The sequence below is a fragment of the Paraburkholderia sp. XV genome, from assembly GCF_020177535.1.
Lineage (GTDB): Bacteria > Pseudomonadota > Gammaproteobacteria > Burkholderiales > Burkholderiaceae > Paraburkholderia > Paraburkholderia caribensis.
Window position 1 is genome coordinate 69,452 of the sequence record NZ_JAGUUD010000003.1, and the last position, 18,389, is coordinate 87,840.

The following is an 18,389-nucleotide window of genomic DNA, read 5'->3' on the forward strand; positions in this document are numbered from 1 at the left end:
GTACTGAAGAACAATCGCCTCAGGGTACGTCGGTGGTCGCCGTTGAGGTGGTGCCACTCGTTGAGAGCGGGATCAGACGGCGGATCCATTTGGTACGAGGTCGGCCCCGTGTTTCTCCCGGGGCGCGGAACGTCGGCCGGACGCGCACGACAAGGCAGCGGTGCTCCGGATTGCAAGGATTCTCTTCGCCGATCGCTGTATCTCAGCGCGGCGACTTACGTCGCCACCTCACGTCAGAACTTGTGACGTATCCCCACCTGCCGCGCAGGTTGGTCGTTGTATCGCACGGAACGAGTGCGTTGACACTTTTATGTGCCTTCGGCTCGCTATCAAGGCGTCAACCTGCGTAGGTCCGTATTTGATGGAGGAGTTTCAAAGACCAGGTGCAACGCGCGAGCCGGTTGCGCGCCGATCATGTTGATCGGGCAGAGGAAAATTGGGGCTAGCGGTCAAGCGGTCGGCAAAGGCGAGGCGCAAATCGCCTAATCGTCGGCTGCGGCGGAGAACGCCTCGTCGCGAAGAAAGTTATCAAGGGCACCAAGCAGGCTGCGTTGTCATAGATCAGGTGCCGTTGCCGCCGGGGAAAATATCGACATTAGGTTGCGGGCTGACGACGATCGACGCCTTGTCTTCCGCGACGTCCGACGAAACTATCGAGGGGCTGTCCGAATCGTGCAAGGCGGTTGCACGCTCGCGCCTGGTGCGCGTCTTACCGCCCGAGCGGTCGGCTTTCGCGCCGTCGATCGTTGCTAGGGCAGGCGGCTCGTGTTGCTGAACGGATGCCCGACCACGTGGACCGGGTGCAAGCATGTCCGACACGGACTCTGGAATCTCGCCTTCGGTGCGCGGGTTGTCCAGCCAGCCAACTGGGGCAGTCCGAGTCGCTCCGTGAACCGGCTCGCTTCGACACTGTCGATGCGCTTCTTGCCATTCGGGCGATCGGCGATGTCGAAGCCGCTCGCGGAGGCCCGCGCGAGTGCTTCGTACCCGGCGTCGAATCCTTCATCGATCTGAACGAAGTCAAGCAGCGACTTCAGGCGAGCGATGGTCTCGTCCGCGAGGGCGGGATTGGGCTGGTCGAAAAAGCCGTGCGGTAACCCGAGCGTGGTTTCCATGTGAAAGGCGGTCTCGGGTGTGAACCTTTTACCTTTCATCAGTTCGGCCACACGCGTCATGCTCGATGCCAGCGCGATGGCGATATTGTCTGCGCCTACCGCGTTGACCAGAAACTGAAATGATCGTGTCTTGACAATACAGGCCGTGTCCGAGGAGTCTCAAGGCGGCGTCTTCACATACGGTTGGCCCTGCCGGTCAGGCGCGGCTTTTTTTCCGTAGTGGGGTTTGCCGCTCTGACGAGCTTTAACTCATAAACTGGCGTTCCGTACGACGTTCGAAATAGGAGTATTCGGTTGTAGGCGAGGCCATATTTCATTCCATACGCCCGTAGCTACCCCCGCCATTTTAGACCTCGGTCTGAATGTTCTCCTTCGCGGCCATACCAGATGCACCAGGCACACGCCGTTTTTAGGCCTTCCACCGGTAAAGGTGAGAGATCCGAAGAAGCGGAGATGCTGTCGACGCGATGTGTACCGGACGGCCTTTCCGTTCTCGCGCGTTCCCACAGACTGGTAGGGAATAGGGCCTGTGCGATCGGACACACAACGTCGTAAGCCGCATTAGTCCAGTACGAAGGCGAACTCGTCAGTCGGCGTGCTGTCGCGCGAGTGGGCTCCCTGCGAAAGGGTCGTCCCGCCAGTTGATTGTCTTTTGCCGCGTATCAGGCATCGATGACGCTGACGCCGTCTCAAAGTGATCGAGTCTCTGTCCCGCGCTAATCGCCTGCTTCAGCCACTGGGGCATTTCCCCGTCGCCTGTCCATGTGTCCCCAGTCGCATTACGATATCGGGCTCGCTCCTGTAGTTCCTGATCACCGGCTATTGCCGAAGCCAGGTCGTCCGGTTCAATGTCATATTCTTCCATCCGGTGGCGGAGATAAGCAATCATGCTGTCCCGCTTACGTTCATCCATATCGGTTCCATCGGTGAGTACCGTCCAACTGTCCTTCCACATGATCTGCGGACAGCCGTTCTTCAGCGGATTCTAATCTGCTCAATCTTACCGGATCGCAGAAGGGTGCTGGTTTCCAGCAGAAGATTAAAGCAGCACGTATCTCATCAGCCGCATATCAGCGGTCGTGGTTCCGACGCCGGGGCTGATTGAATCCGGTTGGTAGAGTCCCGGCTGCAGCTTCCATCCTGGCCCGGGAGTCGCGGTCGCTTGTCAGTCAGGGAAGGCACCGCCGAAGCGGGCACCGCAGAATCCGGTAGCGGCTGAGCCAACCAGTGTTAGCACGCCGGCGCCCGTCTCAGCCTGATTACCTCGTATTCCTGTCGCGCACGAATCTCGTGCCGTATACGTCGTCGACCGTGTATCAGCCGCGCAAGATCAAAGACCGCATCGCGCAGATCCGAAAGCAGGGCTACGCGTATGTTGAAGACGAGTACTTCGTCAGCGATATTTCGACAGCGGCGGCGATCACCAATGCGCACGGGCGAGGGATAGGCGCGTTGAATATCGCTGTGGCCAGATCACGATGGCATGCATACCGCGACGAGCGGCGCTTCACCGATCCGGTGATTTCCACGGCGTCGGCAATTTCGACGCGACGTCGCGTCGAATAGCGCTCCCTACTTGTCGCTCAACCCGCCCCGTGCTGGCCGGAAGGCCCCGAGCCACGAATAGCAATACAACTCGCACCAGTTCCGAGCGCGGATTCCAAGTCTGGCGACGTAACAACACAACGTCATAAGAATCAGAGATCAATTAAGTTAAGCATCGCCACATATGTGCTTCGCCGAAACAATTTCTTCGCCTAAAGATGCGAAATATGCTCTCCAAAATCCCACTGCTTCTTCTGCAGACACCTGATCCGGAAGACACTCGATCTCGAAAACGTCACAATCTGAAAGGTGTCCAAACATGCACCATCTCTTCAAGGCCGCGTCTGCTCCGCCGCTAATGAGACTGATGATATTCGCGCGACGTTGCTCTATGCTCCCCGCGACATAATCAATAAACAGGCTGGAATCTGATGGTCGAGAGACCCCAAAAACCTGGTATCGAATCGGATAAGGTGAGCCTTCCATCGTACCCTCCTTCAGTCTCTATCGATCGCTAAACATTGATGGTGCAACGAGTAGTATTGCTCTCGCGTGAGCAAGCCCGTCGGCTGTGCTCGATCGCCGCAGGGGCCTTCTGCCGTGATAACTGCTCCATCGAGCATGTGTTTGAGCCGTCAGCGTACAGGAAAAAAATCGGCAACTATGTGCGCTGCCGCTTATGGGAGTCACAGATGCCGCAGTTTGAGCGCTCAAGGTGAGAAATTCGCAAGGGGCGCAAACCGTCTGTCCTGCCGTGCCGTTGCTGTTCGACACGCGCTTCGCGCCGGAGCCCTATCTGGCCGCGTAGAAGCTTCGACGCGAAGATCGATGGACGGGGGCAGGCCGATCTTGGGGGCGACCTCTGGGCAGTGGTGGCAGGGATTGGATTACGCGGGCAATGGACTATCGAAACCGACGGCTGCCGGGGCTGGCAGCCGTATGGGAGCGTCAATCAATCGCGGCGCGAGTGCAGTGGCGGCGTGAACACACGGTTTGGGAGCGACCCGTTTCATCCGCGCGAAGACGCCACCTGGATACGAGTTGCCGGCGGCGTCACGACGCTGCGTTCGCCGCATTCCAGCACCTACGCACAGGCTGGTTACCGGCCCTGGTGGGCAATGCCGACGGTGGAGGAGGTCGAGGCGTGCAGGGTGATCCTGAGCTTCGTTAAGCGTGTTGGGCAGAAACTGTCATCGCCGTGTACGTGCGCCGATGGTACTCCGCGTTTTCCACGTCACGCCGTGCTGCTCGAGGTAGTCTCTGATAAGCTGCCGCACAACCTGGGATGGTGTCAGGTCCTGTGCGGCGCAGAGTTTCTCGAACGCTTCTTTTTTTACGGGGTCAATCAGGACTGTCAGTCTGGCGCTTTTCGATTCCATGGTGGCAGCGAAGGTTGGAACATGTTAATCAAATTATAATGGATTGTTCGCTTTCGCTACAGTAATTGATGTCACGGCGCTCAATCGACAGGCGTGCGCTTAAGTCCAGGTGGCAGTTCTAGCGGCCGCCAGCAGCAACAAGAGCGTCAGATTTGCGTCCGCCCAAGCAGAAAACTGCGTCCCGCCTGGGTGAGCGTCGTGGCCCCGCGACCGTTTTCGGAGACGGCAACAAACCCGGCACGGATCAGTTCGTGAGTGACGGACCAGCTCAGGGCTGGTGTGTCGCGCCCGTAGCGTGGTTGCGAAAGGCGCTCGAGCGCCCAGATCGCTGCGTGGCTTAATGTGACTGGCTGAAGGTCCGTAGGCTCGGTCATGTCTCGTCCTTGTAGTGGCGTGGTTCAGGATGGGAGAAGCGGGGTGAATTCAATCCGGCTGGGGGAGTGTGTCTGGTCAGGTCTGTGAGCAGGCCGTGCGTTCGTCCCAGTCAATCCTTTTGCCGTATTCGATCCTTATCGCCGCTACGGTCTCATCGACTCCCCATTGGGCCGTCACCCGAATCAAAGCATCTACCACAGCGTTTCTCCCTTCCTGCGCGTCGGTCCTATCAGGCCGATACGACTCGAATCGACCTAGTGCAGACGCCGTCCAACAATGTCCGCAAGAAAGCTGCGCAACGCATCGTGCCATGTCTCGCTGTCCAGCATCACGCAGGTAGTATCGACGGGTCGCATATCGGCGTCGAGATAGACCGCGCGGACAGCTCTAGGCGGTAGTGGTGTTCGAAAGAGCCGGCCATCGCCGTCGAGAAAGAGGCATGGCTTTCCGCGATAGCGGGCGCCACGGATCGAGACCGCGTCGAACACATGGCGCGCCGATGCCTTCGGATAGACAAAAACGATGTTGATTCCGTGAGCGTCGAGACTGTCGGATATCTCCGCAAACCGGTGAAGCATCTGGAACCCGCGTTCCCCGGCCGTGCCGACGCCGACCACGACCAGGCCGTGTTCGCCCTTCATGTCCCGAGCGAGTCGGCATGCGTGGTCGTACGACAGCAGGGCAGCACCAGGATCAATCACGTTCTTTCCTTGCCGGTCTTTCGGACACGTTTCGCACGTCTGTTCGTGGCACCGTCTCAAGACTTGCTACAGGCAGCCCGGTGTCAGTGTATTTCGTCAGACTGAAGCGCAAATCAAATGATAATGACATTATCATAACATGTGCGTGTTTCGCCGACATGGATGAGGTGACTCCGCGCCCTGTCAGTTCGTCGCCGCGGTCATTGCGGCTTGCGCGCGGGCCGCCACGGGCGCTCCCGAAGATCGTCAAGCAATGGAATGATTGCTAGCGCCGTCAGCACGGCCGCGAGCGGAATGGTCGATGCGTAGCCGACATGCTTGAAACCGAGGGCACCTGTGATGCCGCCCGCAAAGAAACTCGCGAGCATGCCGGCGTGCACCTTGAGTCGCTCCCGGTTGGCGATAACGGGTTTTGAGGCAGGATCATCGTTCGACGCGTTCCAGTAAAAGAGCTTGCCAAGTTCGATACCGATGTCGGTGACGATGCCCGTCATGTGCGTGGTGCGGATTTCCGCGCCTGACAGCTTGGTGATCATGGCGTTCTGCAGTCCCATGATGAAGCAGAGCAACACGACAGTGGCGGGCACGAACAAGGTGTCCCGTAGAGCCAGATGACTGCCGACCAGGCCGAAGCACAGAAGCAGGGCGGCTTCGAGCATGAGTGGGGAAGCATATTGACTGTGCAGGCGCTGACGGCGTCCCCAGTTGACGAGCACCGCCGAGCAGGCCGCGCCCAGCAGAAACGAAATCAGCGAGCCGATACCGGCAAGCACCAGCGCGACATCACCCAGCACCGCCTCGTCCGCGATCGCGGAAACGATGCCGCTCATATGCGAGGTGTACTGCTTCACGGCCAGATAACCGCCCGCGTTCGCCGCGCCTGCCACGAACGCAAGGGAAAACCCGAGGCGCCTGTTCGCCTCGGTACTGCGGTCCTTTCCGGTCAATGTTCGAAAGAAGTGCGCGGGCATGCGTGAAAGACTCCTTCCGTCACACGATAGGTATGCGGCCTTGCGTGGGCGTGAATAGCCATTTGATGGGAGTGAAAACACGACGGCGCCGTGGCGCAGCGGGTGTCATCGCTGCCGTATGGAATCCTGCGGGCAAAGCTGATAGGATGATAACGACATTATCATAATCTGATAACTGTATGTTCCTGGCGCACGATCCCGTACGTGTGGATCCCCGCCTCGTGAGGAGACATCCAATGCAGTGCGGATTTGCAGCAGGCGCACAGCTTCTTCAACTGGACGGTCAGGCAGGCGGGCGCTCAGGCGTCACCGATGCTGGAGGACGTGCTACGCAAGTCGTCGATCGCTTCGCGTCTGATGCGGCTGTAGGCCGCGAATAGGCAGACAGCGCAGAGCGACGCACGATGGCCTCTCTCACCATCCTTCCGTTCGTGCTTGCCGTGATAGCCGGTTGGCTCGTTGTCGGGGTGCTGGGACTCATAAGTCTGCATCGAACGCGAGTCGTTGCACACGCGCTGTTCCCGGCAGGCGCATTGTTTGGGTTGCTGCTCTGCGCGCTGGGTATTGCCAGTATCTTTTCCCCTTCTCAAGAGGCGATCCTGCCACTGGGTCTGCCGGGTCTGCCGTTCCATGTCAGGCTCGATGCGCTGTCGGCATATTTCCTGGCTGTACTCGGCATGGTTAGCGCAGGCATCAGTGCCTTTTCCGCCGGCTATTTCCGCAAGGGTGAAGGCACGCCCCCCGGACTGCTCTGTTTCGAGTACCACGTGTGCCTTGCGGGCCTCGCACTCGTCCTCGTGGCAAACGATGCCTACGCCTTCATGGTCGCCTGGGAAACGATGACGCTGTCGGCGACGTTTCTCGTCATGAGCAACCATCGCATTCCCGAAATCCGGCGGGCCGGCTACCTGTACTTCCTGATTTCGCACGTGGGCGCGCTCGCTCTGCTGCTGTGTTTCGGGCTGTTGCAGGCGGGGACGGGCGACTACACGTTTGCCGGCATGCGGCAACAGCATCTGGACATGTTCTGGGCATCCATCGCGTTCGCGCTGGCGCTGCTCGGCTTCGGGGCGAAGGCGGGGATTTTCCCGTTGCACGTCTGGTTGCCCGAGGCGCATCCGGCGGCACCCTCGCCTGTGTCGGCACTGATGAGCGGTTTTGTTCTGAAGGCAGGGCTTTACGGCATGCTGCGGACGGTGTTCGACCTGATGCACGTACAGATCGCATGGTGGGGTGTCGTGATGCTGGCGCTCGGCCTTTTCACCTCGCTGTTCGGCGTTGTATTCAGTGCGATCCAGACCGACATGAAACGGCTGCTCGCCTACTCGTCGGTCGATAACATCGGTCTGATGTTCGTCAGCATGGGACTCGCGGTCCTGTTCCGGGCGTTCGACATGTCGGCGCTCGCCGCGTTGTCGCTGACGGCGCTGCTCTACCAGATCGCAAGCCATGCCGCGTTCAAGAGCCTGCTGTTCATATCGACAGGCTCCGTCCTGCATGCAACGGGTGAGCGCAATCTCGGACGCCTGGGCGGACTGATCCGGTTCATGCCATGGACCGCATGGGTCGCATTGCTGGGCGCGCTTTCGAGTGCTGGGCTGCCGCCCTTGAGCGGGTTCGTGTCCGAATGGCTGCTGTTGCAGAGCTTCCTGTTCACGCCCGACCTGCCGGACTCATTCCTGAACATGATCGTTCCGCTCGTCGCGGCGCTGATCGCACTCGTTGCCGCGCTCGCCGGTTATACGATGGTGAAGTTCTTCGGGATCATCTTCCTCGGGCAGCCGCGCGAGCCAAAGCTTGGTAACGCGCGGGACGCAAGCCCATGGGAGCGTGTCGGCTTCGTATGGCTCGCGGCGACGTGCGTGCTGCTTGGCTTGCTGCCCGTGCAGTTCGTGGCCGTGCTCGATCGTGTGACGCAGGCGCTGATCGGCGCAGGCATCGGGCCGGCGGTCGCCCGGAATGGCTGGTTGCTGCTGGCGCCCACGAACATCGGTCGTGCGAGTTACATGCCATTGGTCTTTCTGCTGTTCTTCGTCGGCTGCTGCGCGCTGGCCTGGATACTGGTGCGCCGGTTCTACCATGGGCGGTTGCGCCGCGCGAGTCCGTGGGCTTGCGGCCATCCGTTCGTGAATGCGCGCATGCAGGATACAGCCGAAGGGTTCGGGCAGCCGATCCGCGAAATCTTCGCGCCACTGTTCAGGATCGAACGGCAGCTCCCGTCGCCCTTCGACGCGCGCCCCACATATCGCGTCGCCGTGACGGACCGCACGTGGGCGATGCTTTACGAACCCATCGAACGCATTGTCAGACGCATCGCTGCACTGGCCGGCCTGCTCCAGGCGGGCCGCATCGCTGTCTATCTGATGTACAGCTTTCTTGTGCTCATTGTCCTGCTGATACTGGTCAGACGATGATCACGCTGTCCGGACTAACCTCGCAGCTGCTCGAAATCCTGCTGGCGCTCGCGGCGGCTCCGCTGCTGACGGGCTGGATCAACATGTGCCGTGCCTGGCTGCAGAACCGTCGCGCGCCATCCATCTGGCAGCCGTACCGGATGCTGCACAAGCTGTTCAACAAGGAATCGGTCGTCGCACATCACGCGAGCCCCGTGTTTCGCGGTGCGCCATACGTGATCTGGGGCTGCATGACGCTCGCGTGCGCCATCGTACCGACGCTCTCGACCGATCTGCCGTTGTCGACCGCTGCCGACGCCGTTGCCCTGGTCGGGCTGTTCGCGCTGGCGCGCGTGGCAATCTCGCTCGCCGCAATGGATATCGGCACGGCATTCGGCACGCTGGGCGCGCGTCGCGAGATGCTGGTCGGGTTCCTGGCGGAACCGGCTCTGCTGATGGTGCTTTTTTCCGCGTCGCTGATTACCCACTCGACGCTGCTCACGCATATCGTGGGCACGCTGAGCCATCAGGAGCTTGCGATCTATCCGAGCCTCGCATTCGCGGGCATTGCGTTCACGATGGTGTCGTTGGCCGAGAACGCACGATTGCCCGTCGATAATCCGACCACGCATCTCGAACTGACCATGATTCACGAGGCGTTGATCCTCGAGTATTCCGGGCGGCATCTCGCGCTGATGGAGTGGGCGGCGAGTCTCAAGCTGTTTGCCTACTCGTGCATCGGGCTGTCCCTGTTCGTGCCCTGGGGCATCGCGGAGGCCGGCAATCCCGTCGCGCTGCTGCTCGCCATACCAACGCTGTTCGTCAAGCTGCTGGTAGGCGGCGTGGCGCTCGCCGTGGTGGAGACGACCAACGCGAAGATGCGCATCTTCCGGGTGCCGGAGTTTCTCGCCACGGCCTTTCTGCTCGCGGTGATCGGCATGCTCGTCCACTTTCTGCTGGGGGCATGAATGCACGGTCTCCACGGTCTGTCGACGCAGATCATCAACCTGTTGGCGGCCGTGTTGTTGATGGTGTCGTTTGCGATGCTCAGCCAGCGCCGCATCCTGTCGCTGATTCACCTCTACACGCTGCAGGGTATCGCGCTGGTATCGGCGAACTTCGTGCTGGGCTTTGTTTCGCAGGACGTTCATCTGTACGTCTCCGCGCTGCTGACACTGGTCCTCAAGGTTGGCCTGATCCCGTGGATTCTTTACCGGCTGGTGCAGCGCCTCAACGTCAAAACCGATGTCGAGACACTGCTCAATATCCCGACGACGCTGCTGATCGGAATCGTGCTCGTGATCGTGGCGTTCAACGTGGCGACGCCGATCAGCCAGCTCGCGTCTTCGGTTGCGCGCGGCACGCTCGGCATCGCGCTCGCGTGCGTGCTGCTCTCGTTCATGATGATGATCACGCGGTCCAAGGCGATACCACAGGTGATTGGCTTTCTTTCGATGGAGAACGGCCTTTTCTTCGCGGCGGCAGCGGCGACTAACGGCATGCCGATGATCGTCGAACTCGGCATCGGGCTCGACGTGCTGGTCGGCATCCTGATTCTCGGCGTCTTCATGTTCCAGATCCGCGAGCAGTTCGACAGCCTGGACATCCACCACCTGGAAAAGCTCAAAGATGACTGAAGCGTGGATCCTGCTGCTGGTCTTCGGCATTCCGCTCGTCGCGGGCGGATGTCTGGCACTCGTCGGACAGCACCATCTGGCGCCGGAACTCAACGTAGCCTTCAGCTTCCTGACCTTCATTGCGGCGATGCTGCTGGCCGCGCAAACCGTTGCCCACGGTCCGGCCTTTGCACTCGGAAAGCTTTTCTTCGTCGATCCCCTCAACGTCTTCCTCGTTGCACTGACGGCGTTCGTCGGCTGGACCACGTCGATTTTCTCGCGGCCGTACATGCGCATCGAGCAGGGGCGCGGCAAGATGACGGCGGCGCGTATGCGTCTCTATCACAGCATGTATCAGCTGTTCGTGTTCGCGATGCTGCTCGCGCTGCTCACCAACAACGTCGGCATCCTGTGGGTCGCGATGGAGGCCGCGACGCTCGCGACGGTGCTGCTGGTGAGCGTCTATCGCACGGCGGCCAGTCTCGAAGCGGCGTGGAAATACTTCATCCTGTGCGGGGTCGGCATTGCGCAGGCGCTGTTCGGCACGATCCTGCTTTATCTTGCGGCAAGCCGTCAGCTCACGGGCGGCGATGCCTTGCTCTGGACCAGTCTGAGTGCGGTGAAGGGCGCGCTCGACCCAACCATCATGTCGCTTGCGTTTGTTTTTCTGCTGATTGGTTATGGCACGAAGGTCGGCCTCGTTCCGATGCACAACTGGTTGCCGGACGCGCACGCCGAAGGGCCTACGCCGATTTCCGCCGTGCTCTCCGGCCTGCTGCTCAACGTGGCGCTGTACGCGGTATTACGTTGCAAGGTGCTTGCCGACGGGGCTCTGCAGAACGGTCTGCCGGGGCGCCTGCTGGTCGGGTTCGGACTGGTGTCGGTGCTGGTCGCCACCTTTTCGCTGTTGCGGCAGAAAGACGTGAAGCGCCTGTTCTCGTATTCGTCGATCGAACACATGGGCCTGATGACGTTCGCTTTCGGACTGGGCGGGCCGACCGCGACATTCGCCGGTCTGCTGCATATGACCGTGCATTCGCTCGTCAAGTCGGCGATCTTCTTCACGGTCGGCCATGCTGCCCAGAAGGCCCACACGCAGATGATCGACGACATTCGCGGGCTGTTGCGCGTGAGCCCGACGGTCGGGTGGGGCATGATGCTGGGTGCGCTGGCCATTCTCGGCATGCCGCCGTTCGGCGTCTTCGCGAGCGAGTTCCTGATCCTGACGACGGCCATCAGCGAACTGCCGTGGGCGACACCTGTGCTTCTGATCGCACTTGCGGTGGCGTTCGCGACCATCTTCGCGCGCGTGCAGCACATGGTATTTGGCGAGACGACGGCAACACCGCTCGAACACCCGCCGGCACTCCTGCCCGTATTTGTGCATCTGGGCCTCGGTCTCATGCTGGGGCTTTACATTCCGCCGTATCTTGCCGCGTGGTACCGGCAGGCGGCAGCGATGATTGCGGGGTGACGCATGCGGATCGACTCACTCGGACTTTCGGACCTTACGCGGATATCGGCGTCGGCCGGCCGGGCATCTGCCTGGCTGGCACACACCGACGCCGCAACGTGGGTCCGCATCGCCAGCACAGCGCGAGAGGGGGGCGACCGGCTGATCTCGTTGTGGGGTGCAGAAGCGGGTGCGGGCACATGCGTGATGTCGGCAGCCTATGCGATGCAGGATGGCCTGTTGTGGGTGCGGTTGCCTGTCGCGATGGGTAATGAAGGCGCGGCAAGCTATCCGGATCTGTCCAGCATCTTTCCATGTGCGTCGCGCATGCAGCGTGCCGTCCACGATCTGCTCGGGCTGTACGCGACGGGCGCGGCGGACACGCGACCGTGGCTGAATCACGGCAACTGGCCATCCGACTATTTTCCGCTTCAGAAACTGTCGTCCGGAAACGAGCGCTTCGAATCGCAGGAAGCTGACTACCCGTTCGTGCAGGTCGCTGGAGACGGTGTTCATGAGATCGCGGTGGGACCGATACATGCGGGCATTATCGAGCCGGGACACTTTCGCTTCTCCGTCGTCGGTGAGAAGGTGTTGCGACTGGAAGAGCGGCTCGGTTATACGCATCGCGGCATCGAGCGGCTGTTCGGGCAGACGCCGTTGCTGCTCGGACATCGTCTGGCGGGACGGATTGCGGGCGACACGACGGTCGCTTTCTCGTGGGCTTATTGCATGGCCGCGGAACGCGCACTGAACGTCTTTGTGCCGCCACGCGCGCAGTGGTTGCGTGCCCTGTTGCTCGAACGTGAGCGTATCGGCAATCATCTGGGCGATCTCGGCGCGCTTGGCAACGATGCCGGCTTCGCCTATGGGCTCGCGCAGTTCTCCAGGCTGAAGGAAGACTGGCTGCGTCTGAACGACCGGGTATTCGGACATCGCTATCTGATGGACCAGATCGTGCCCGGTGGGGTGGCGCGCGATATGGCTGTGGAGTTCATCGAGGCCGTCACTGACCAGTGCGAGCGAACCGAAGACGCGGTCCGCGTGATGCAGCGCATCTACGAAGAGCAATCGGGATTACAGGATCGCTTTGCAGGTGCAGGCAAGCTCCAGACGAACGTGGCCACGCATTTCAGTGTGTGCGGTCTGGCGGCGCGGGCGAGCGGTCTTGGCATCGACGTCCGCGTTGATCATCCTTACGCGCCGTATCACGAAGTCCAGCCTCAAATGGTGTGCGACAACCGGGGCGACGTGGCTGCTCGCGTCGCCGTGCGGTTCAACGAGGTCTACGAGTCGTTGCGGCTGATTGGCGTGCTCCTCGACGGTCTGCCTGACGGCGCCGTCGTCACGCCGGTCGAAACCGGCCAGTCGCCATCCTGCGGTGTCGGCTGGGTCGAAGGTTGGCGCGGTGATGTGTTCGTGGCCATCGAGACGGGTGAAAACGGGACCATTTCCCGGTGTCATTGCCATGACCCATCGTGGCAGAACTGGCCGGCGCTGGAGCACGCGATCATCGGCAATATCGTTCCCGATTTCCCGCTGATCAACAAATCGTTCAACCTGAACTACGCGGGACACGACCTGTAATGTGGCAACTTCTCAAACAGATCGCACGGACAGACATTCCTGCCGGTTCCGTCCCGGACACGAACGATGCGTGGACAACCTCGCATCAGCAACAGATACAGCGGGAGATTCTCGACGTGCTTGGTCGCGCGCTGTGCATTCGCCAGGTCGATGCGGGCTCATGCAATGGATGCGAACTGGAAATTCACGCGCTGAATAACCCTTACTACAACATCGAGGGTCTCGGCATCAAGTTCGTCGCGAGTCCGCGTCATGCGGACATGCTGCTGGTCACCGGTCCGCTCACGCTGAACATGAAGGAAGCGGTCCGACGGGTATGGGACGCGACACCCCATCCAAAGCTCGTGGTTGCAGCAGGCGATTGCGCATGCACGGGTGGCATCTTCAGGGACAGCTATGCCGTGTGCGGGCCGCTGTCCAATCTGTTTCCCGTGGACGTGGCCATTCCAGGCTGTCCGCCACCACCGGTCGAGCTGTTAAGAGGCATTCTCACGGCGCTGCGTTCGAGGCCGGACGTACGCGCGCCGTAATCATTGCAGGAGAGAAATAGTGGACCGCTTGGGAGCAGTCTGCCTGGCAGTGGTGCGCGGCACGTGGCCGCAGCTCGTCACGCTTGCGGGGTTCCTGGTGGCAGTTGGCCTGAGGTTTCCGGGCTGGTTTGTCGCTCTCTCGATAGCAGTTACTGGCGCTGTCGTGTGGCACATTGGCCACGGCGTTGAATCGGGCGGGGCGCCAGCGCGTCATGCCCCAATGCTGGGTGCCGTTCTTGTGGGCAGCGGACTGGCGTCGATCGTCCTGACGCTGAAATGGTGGTTGGTGGAAAAGCAGATGCAGTTGCCCTCTGGCAGTCTCCTGTATCTGGCCGGCCACGCTGAAGCGACAACGAATCCCTCACTGGCATGGTCAAGCGTGTTGACCCAGTGGAGCTCATGCCTGGTTTTCCTTGCCGTCGCGGCCATCTGGGCAATTCGTAGCGGTCGCGTGGACTGAGCATCGGGACGGTCGGCGCACGGTTCAACTGTCTCTGATCTCTGCCTCTCCGGTCGGTCTGCGACATCGTGGTGATGCAAGCCGGATAGTAGCCAGCGCCACGATGAACATCTGGTTTGTCTACTGCCCTGAGTCTCTGGGCGTACCGTGTTCCTTTCCGCTGACCGCCTCAAGCGTCACAGACGACTGGACCACCAGCACGGGAATGTCGCTGTGCGTGAGTACCTTCTGCGTCTCGCTGCCGAGCAGCAGTGACCGATTCCCGCGACGACCATGAGAGGCCATCACGATGAGATCGCATTTCTGCTGTATTGCGACGCTGATAATAGCTTCATACGGATGCGCTCGCGTCGCCGTTATAGTCTCGCATTCAACGCCGGCGAGGCTCGCTTCTTTCTTCACCGCTCCGAGGTAGTCATCCGCGTGCTACTGGGCGACCTAAAGAAATCGTTCCTCAGTGTCTGCAAGCAGTTCCGTGCCGTACGCAAAAAGTGGAACTCCGGTATAACGTGAAGCGCCGTCATTTTCGCCATGTTTTCGCTGGCGAGTGACACTGTCAGCAGGACATCGGATTTTGAGAGTACCGAGCCGTCCGTCGCCACGAGTAGATGCGTGAACATGATAATCCTCTGCGGCCAGACTCAATGTCTACCGCGTTCCGTCTGCCGCCTGAACCGGAACGACTGCCCTCGGTATGGTCGGCTGATTGAAAGAATGGCAGTTTGCGAGTTTAGAGGGTGCCTGAAACATTCGCACGGAGACTGCTCCGGACACCGTTGATAAATCTGCAGCGAGGTGGCATCGCCGGATGTTAAGCATGGCGACGACCGCATTCTGCTGGTCGCCCGAGCGGGCGCGAGATGGACGTTGCCAGGCGGCAAGATCAAACGCGACGAAGCGCCAGAGTCAAAACCTGGCGGCGCTTTCCGGGCAGTAGTGTAAGCAATTTAACCTGACAGTGCCGCCGCGATGTATTTCGTGCGCACAATTGACGAATCGCGCGCGACGCTCGCGTTGTCCGTACAGAGCGCGAGCAGAACGCTGCCGTTGCGGTTGCCACATTGCGCGATGCATCGCCCCAAGCCCTGAAAACACTCTTCGCCGATTCCGAACTCTAAATGACTCACGCGGCTCGCGGCAGCTCCGCTATGCCGGCTCGCGTGCCTGCCGACAGACATCATTTCATATAGACGCTTTAACGGCCGCCGCATCAGCGTTCATTCGACGTTATGTATTTTTTGTGCATGATCCTCATGCGCAATTGGAATTGGACGTGGCCGGGCCATTTCGAGACTATCCCGCTCTCGCTCGGTGGCACCAGAATGGTCGACGATACCCCTCGCGGTACAGCGTACGACAGCCGTCGGGCTTCGCTATCAAATAACAAGGTCGATTTCTGCCGGATGCAGTCGGGCCGACGACAGCATCTGTCGTCGGCTAACGGTAGGACCGTGTGCGGGCACTTTCGGACATTGTCCAGCCTCTCTGCAGAGACGTTCGAACGCCATCTCCAACAGAATTCCGCTCATTCCCCGCTGGCCGGCTGGCCCGTTGACTTGCGTCAACGACGCGCGGCCAGGACGCGGCACCATAGGCGCAGAACCTGCTCGTCGCTGCCCGTCTGCCAAATGCATCACCGCTTGTGCGCGGATGGGGCGATGCGATGCGAATAGCCTACCTGCAGCTATGCCATGCGCAACGATGCCGCTCCCAGCGAACGCCTGAAGCAGTATGCCTGTCGGCTGCACGCGGCCGTCATGGCGCTCGCGCTGTCGCTATCACTGTCTGCTTGCCTGTCGCTCGCGCCGCAATATGAACGCCCGATATTGCCGGTCGCCCCCTCGTGGCCGACCGACGCGCCTGACGCGGGCCAGTCAACTGCCGCCGACATGGCTTGGCGCGACTATTTTCCGGACCCGCAGCTTCAGGCCCTGATCGCGCAGGCGCTCGAGCATAACCGCGACCTGCGCATCGCAGTGCAGCGTGTCGAAGAGGCGCGCGCCGCATACGGTGTACGCCGCGCCGATCAATTCCCTACCATCCAGGCGGGTGGGTCGTACATCCGCTTCCGGACGCCGGGCGGCATCCTGGGCAGCCAGCCGATCGACGGCGCAGGCTATAGCGTGAGCCTGACGGAAAGCAACTGGGAACTCGACTTCTGGGGACGCGTGCGCAACCTGAAGGATGCCGCGCTCGAAAACTATCTGGCCAGCGACGCATCGCGGCGCGCCGCCGCCCTTACGCTGATCAGGCAGGTCGCCGACGCTTACCTTCTGCTACGCGAGTTCGACGAGCGCATTGCAATCGCGCGCCAGACGATTGCGACCCGCACGGAATCCTTACGTATCTTCCGGCGGCGATACGAGGTCGGCGCGACGTCGAGGCTCGACCTGACGCAGTCGCAGATTCTGCTTGAACAGGCGCGTACTCTCGCCGCACAGCTACAGCAGCAGCGTGCCACCGATGCTCATGCGCTCGACGTGCTCGTCGGCTCGCCGACGGCGCTGTCGCCGCCGGCACCACTGGACGACAACAGCATTCGGGCCGATCTCGGTGCGGGCCTGCCATCGCAATTGCTGGAAAATCGCCCCGACATCGTCGCCGCCGAACATCAGCTGCGCGCAGCCGATGCGAACATCGGCGCGGCGCGCGCGGCCTTTTTCCCGCGCATCACGCTGACCAGCACGATCGGCACCAGCAGTACCGCGCTTCAGGACCTGTTTTCGTCCAGCACCGGCGCGTGGATCTTTCTGCCGAGCGTGTCGTTGCCGGTCTTCGACGCGGGACGTAACCGCAGCAACCTGGATCTCGAAGAGGCGCGCCAGAAAGAGGCGCTCGCGCAGTACGAAAAAAGCATTCAGTCCGCGTTTCGTGACGTGGCCGATGCGTTGTCGGCACGCGTGTGGCTGGCCGACCAGGTTCAATCGGCACGCGCGACCCTCGATGCGCAGACCGAGCGCGCGCGGCTTGCACGGCTGCGATACGACAGCGGCGCGACGCCGTTCCTCGAAGTACTCGACGCACAGCGCGATCTGCTGGACGCGCAGCAGGCGCTCGTGCAGACCCGCAGGGCGCTACTGTCGAGCCGAGTCGCGCTCTACTCGGCGCTGGGCGGCAATCTGGAGCACGAGGCCCGGGCCGGCCAGCCGCCGTCGATAGCCGGACATTCGACCTCACAGGACCCGTCGCAATGAACGTTGCAACAACAAAAAGACTGATTGCCGTCGCAGCGATGCTCGTCGCCGCTGCCGGCTATTATGCGTGGACGCGATTGCACACGGACGGCCCGGGCGACGCGTTCGCGAGTGGCAACGGCCGTGTCGAGGCGACCGAAATCGACGTCGCGACGAAGCTCGCCGGCCGCGTCGACAGCCTCTATGTCGACGAAGGCGACTTCGTGAAAGCGGGCCAGCCGCTTGCGAGGATGCAGGTCACCGTGCTCGAAGCACAACTCGACGAAGCGCGCGCGCAGCATCAGCAGGCGATCAACAACGCGGCGAGCGTCGAGGCGCAGGTCGCGCAGCGCGTGAGCGACAAGGCCGCGGCTCGGGCGCTCGTGACGCAGCGCGAAGCCGAACTCGACGCCGCGCAACGCAAGCTCGCGCGCTCGGAAACGCTGTCGCGCGAAGGCGCTTCGTCGATGCAGGAACTCGACGACGACCGCGCGCGGATGCGCAGCACCGAGGCAGCAGTGAACGCCGCCGTCGCGCAGGTCGCGACCGCGACGGCCGCGATCGACGCGGCCCGCGCGCAGCTCGTCGCGGCGCGTTCGATGGTGGTTGCCGCTCAGGCCACTATCGCGCGGGTCAATGCCGATATCGTCGACAGCGAACTCACCGCGCCGCGCGACGGCCGCGTGCAGTACCGCGTCGCGGAGCCTGGCGAGGTGCTCGCAGCGGGCGGGACGGTCCTCAACATGATCGACCTCTCCGATGTCTACATGACCTTTTTCCTGCCCGAGACGGTAGCCGGCAAGGTCGCGCTCGGCGCCGAAGTTCGCGTGGTGCTGGATGCCGCGCCCAACTACGTGATCCCGGCCGCGATAACGTTTGTTGCCAGCACCGCGCAGTTCACGCCGAAGACCGTCGAAACCGCGAACGAGCGCCAGAAACTGATGTTTCGCGTCAAGGCGCGCATCAGCCGCGAGTTGCTGCTCCAGCATCTGAAGCTCGTCAAGACGGGGCTGCCGGGTGTCGCGTGGGTCCGTATCGATTCGCGAGTCCCGTGGCCCGCGAACCTGTCGATCCGGGTGCCGCAGTGAGCG

At 61.4% G+C, this 18,389-nt stretch carries 16 protein-coding genes and 2 pseudogenes; 10 read left to right on the forward strand and 8 right to left on the reverse strand.

The features are described 5' to 3' along the window. Nucleotides 1-579 precede the first annotated feature (579 nt). Together KFO72_RS02525 and KFO72_RS02530 are read right to left on the reverse strand one after the other, a co-directional pair. Nucleotides 580-1,253: pseudogene (locus KFO72_RS02525) on the reverse strand (hypothetical protein); the annotation flags it as partial. 448 nt (nucleotides 1,254-1,701) lie between these two features. Next, a complete protein-coding gene (locus KFO72_RS02530; RefSeq protein ID WP_060610412.1) occupies nucleotides 1,702-2,028 on the reverse strand; it encodes an H-NS histone family protein in 327 nt (108 codons plus the stop codon). 359 nt (nucleotides 2,029-2,387) lie between these two features. Between KFO72_RS02530 and KFO72_RS02535 the strand changes: the two are divergent. After that, nucleotides 2,388-2,681 (forward strand): annotated as a pseudogene (locus tag KFO72_RS02535) (IclR family transcriptional regulator C-terminal domain-containing protein); the annotation flags it as partial. Between the two features lie 147 nt (nucleotides 2,682-2,828). Here KFO72_RS02535 and KFO72_RS02540 read toward each other — a convergent pair. The 5 genes from KFO72_RS02540 to KFO72_RS02565 form a co-directional block, all read right to left on the reverse strand. After that, entirely contained in the window at nucleotides 2,829-3,146 is a 318-nt protein-coding gene (locus tag KFO72_RS02540; protein ID WP_225031318.1) for a hypothetical protein, read from the reverse strand. Between the two features lie 704 nt (nucleotides 3,147-3,850). After that, a complete protein-coding gene (locus KFO72_RS02550; protein ID WP_054923536.1) occupies nucleotides 3,851-4,039 on the reverse strand; it encodes a ribbon-helix-helix protein, CopG family in 189 nt (62 codons plus the stop codon). 146 nt (nucleotides 4,040-4,185) lie between these two features. Then, the gene (locus tag KFO72_RS02555; protein ID WP_007740954.1) at nucleotides 4,186-4,413 is read right to left on the reverse strand and encodes a hypothetical protein; all 228 of its coding nucleotides are present in this window, start codon (nucleotides 4,411-4,413) and stop codon (nucleotides 4,186-4,188) included. Nucleotides 4,414-4,668: 255 nt separating this feature from the next. Next, on the reverse strand, nucleotides 4,669-5,055 hold the full coding sequence (locus KFO72_RS02560) for a hypothetical protein (RefSeq protein ID WP_263627263.1): 387 nt from the start codon (nucleotides 5,053-5,055) through the stop codon (nucleotides 4,669-4,671). A gap of 260 nt (nucleotides 5,056-5,315) precedes the next feature. Further along, complete coding sequence (locus KFO72_RS02565; RefSeq protein ID WP_225031320.1) at nucleotides 5,316-6,086, reverse strand: YoaK family protein; 771 nt, start codon at nucleotides 6,084-6,086, stop codon at nucleotides 5,316-5,318. 404 nt (nucleotides 6,087-6,490) lie between these two features. Between KFO72_RS02565 and hyfB the strand changes: the two genes are divergently transcribed. The 7 genes from hyfB to KFO72_RS02600 are packed head-to-tail and all read left to right on the forward strand — an operon-like array spanning nucleotide 6,491 to nucleotide 14,125. Beyond that, the gene (gene hyfB / locus KFO72_RS02570; protein ID WP_225031321.1) at nucleotides 6,491-8,500 is read left to right on the forward strand and encodes a hydrogenase 4 subunit B; all 2,010 of its coding nucleotides are present in this window, start codon (nucleotides 6,491-6,493) and stop codon (nucleotides 8,498-8,500) included. Then, the gene (locus KFO72_RS02575) at nucleotides 8,497-9,447 is read left to right on the forward strand and encodes a respiratory chain complex I subunit 1 family protein (RefSeq protein WP_060607988.1); all 951 of its coding nucleotides are present in this window, start codon (nucleotides 8,497-8,499) and stop codon (nucleotides 9,445-9,447) included. Before hyfB ends, KFO72_RS02575 begins: the two co-directional genes overlap by 4 nt. Beyond that, nucleotides 9,448-10,116 (forward strand): hypothetical protein, encoded by a 669-nt coding sequence (locus tag KFO72_RS02580; RefSeq protein ID WP_054932125.1) that lies wholly within the window; start codon nucleotides 9,448-9,450, stop codon nucleotides 10,114-10,116. Then, nucleotides 10,109-11,569, forward strand: a complete 1,461-nt coding sequence (locus tag KFO72_RS02585; protein WP_062917946.1) for a hydrogenase 4 subunit F — start codon at nucleotides 10,109-10,111, stop codon at nucleotides 11,567-11,569. The genes KFO72_RS02580 and KFO72_RS02585 overlap by 8 nt, the downstream gene beginning before the upstream one ends. Nucleotides 11,570-11,572: 3 nt before the next feature. After that, nucleotides 11,573-13,135: an NADH-quinone oxidoreductase subunit C gene (locus KFO72_RS02590; RefSeq protein ID WP_225031322.1), complete on the forward strand. Its 1,563-nt coding sequence runs from the start codon at nucleotides 11,573-11,575 to the stop codon at nucleotides 13,133-13,135. Continuing rightward, entirely contained in the window at nucleotides 13,135-13,665 is a 531-nt protein-coding gene (locus KFO72_RS02595) for an NADH-quinone oxidoreductase subunit B family protein (protein ID WP_225031323.1), read from the forward strand. The genes KFO72_RS02590 and KFO72_RS02595 overlap by 1 nt, the downstream gene beginning before the upstream one ends. A 19-nt stretch (nucleotides 13,666-13,684) precedes the next feature. Further along, nucleotides 13,685-14,125: a hypothetical protein gene (locus KFO72_RS02600; RefSeq protein WP_062917949.1), complete on the forward strand. Its 441-nt coding sequence runs from the start codon at nucleotides 13,685-13,687 to the stop codon at nucleotides 14,123-14,125. Nucleotides 14,126-14,245: 120 nt separating this feature from the next. Here KFO72_RS02600 and KFO72_RS42400 read toward each other — a convergent pair whose 3' ends face one another. Continuing rightward, entirely contained in the window at nucleotides 14,246-14,527 is a 282-nt protein-coding gene (locus tag KFO72_RS42400) for a universal stress protein (protein WP_412101751.1), read from the reverse strand. Nucleotides 14,528-15,816: 1,289 nt separating this feature from the next. On the opposite strand from KFO72_RS42400, the gene KFO72_RS02610 reads away from it, so the two are divergent. Together KFO72_RS02610 and KFO72_RS02615 are read left to right on the forward strand one after the other, a co-directional pair. Continuing rightward, complete coding sequence (locus tag KFO72_RS02610) at nucleotides 15,817-17,319, forward strand: efflux transporter outer membrane subunit (RefSeq protein WP_060608000.1); 1,503 nt, start codon at nucleotides 15,817-15,819, stop codon at nucleotides 17,317-17,319. Further along, nucleotides 17,316-18,386: an HlyD family secretion protein gene (locus KFO72_RS02615; RefSeq protein ID WP_225031324.1), complete on the forward strand. Its 1,071-nt coding sequence runs from the start codon at nucleotides 17,316-17,318 to the stop codon at nucleotides 18,384-18,386. Before KFO72_RS02610 ends, KFO72_RS02615 begins: the two co-directional genes overlap by 4 nt. Nucleotides 18,387-18,389 lie beyond the last annotated feature (3 nt).

Bases quoted from the DNA above. Each gene is read 5' to 3' on its own strand.
- KFO72_RS02530 (WP_060610412.1), bottom strand. From the start codon at position 2,028: ATGGATGAACGTAAGCGGGACAGCATGATTGCTTATCTCCGCCACCGG.
- KFO72_RS02540 (WP_225031318.1), bottom strand. From the start codon at position 3,146: ATGGAAGGCTCACCTTATCCGATTCGATACCAGGTTTTTGGGGTCTCT.
- KFO72_RS02550 (WP_054923536.1), bottom strand. From the start codon at position 4,039: ATGGAATCGAAAAGCGCCAGACTGACAGTCCTGATTGACCCCGTAAAA.
- KFO72_RS02555 (WP_007740954.1), bottom strand. From the start codon at position 4,413: ATGACCGAGCCTACGGACCTTCAGCCAGTCACATTAAGCCACGCAGCG.
- KFO72_RS02560 (WP_263627263.1), bottom strand. From the start codon at position 5,055: ATGAAGGGCGAACACGGCCTGGTCGTGGTCGGCGTCGGCACGGCCGGG.
- KFO72_RS02565 (WP_225031320.1), bottom strand. From the start codon at position 6,086: ATGCCCGCGCACTTCTTTCGAACATTGACCGGAAAGGACCGCAGTACC.
- hyfB (WP_225031321.1), top strand. From the start codon at position 6,491: ATGGCCTCTCTCACCATCCTTCCGTTCGTGCTTGCCGTGATAGCCGGT.
- KFO72_RS02575 (WP_060607988.1), top strand. From the start codon at position 8,497: ATGATCACGCTGTCCGGACTAACCTCGCAGCTGCTCGAAATCCTGCTG.
- KFO72_RS02580 (WP_054932125.1), top strand. From the start codon at position 9,448: ATGCACGGTCTCCACGGTCTGTCGACGCAGATCATCAACCTGTTGGCG.
- KFO72_RS02585 (WP_062917946.1), top strand. From the start codon at position 10,109: ATGACTGAAGCGTGGATCCTGCTGCTGGTCTTCGGCATTCCGCTCGTC.
- KFO72_RS02590 (WP_225031322.1), top strand. From the start codon at position 11,573: ATGCGGATCGACTCACTCGGACTTTCGGACCTTACGCGGATATCGGCG.
- KFO72_RS02595 (WP_225031323.1), top strand. From the start codon at position 13,135: ATGTGGCAACTTCTCAAACAGATCGCACGGACAGACATTCCTGCCGGT.
- KFO72_RS02610 (WP_060608000.1), top strand. From the start codon at position 15,817: ATGCGCAACGATGCCGCTCCCAGCGAACGCCTGAAGCAGTATGCCTGT.
- KFO72_RS02615 (WP_225031324.1), top strand. From the start codon at position 17,316: ATGAACGTTGCAACAACAAAAAGACTGATTGCCGTCGCAGCGATGCTC.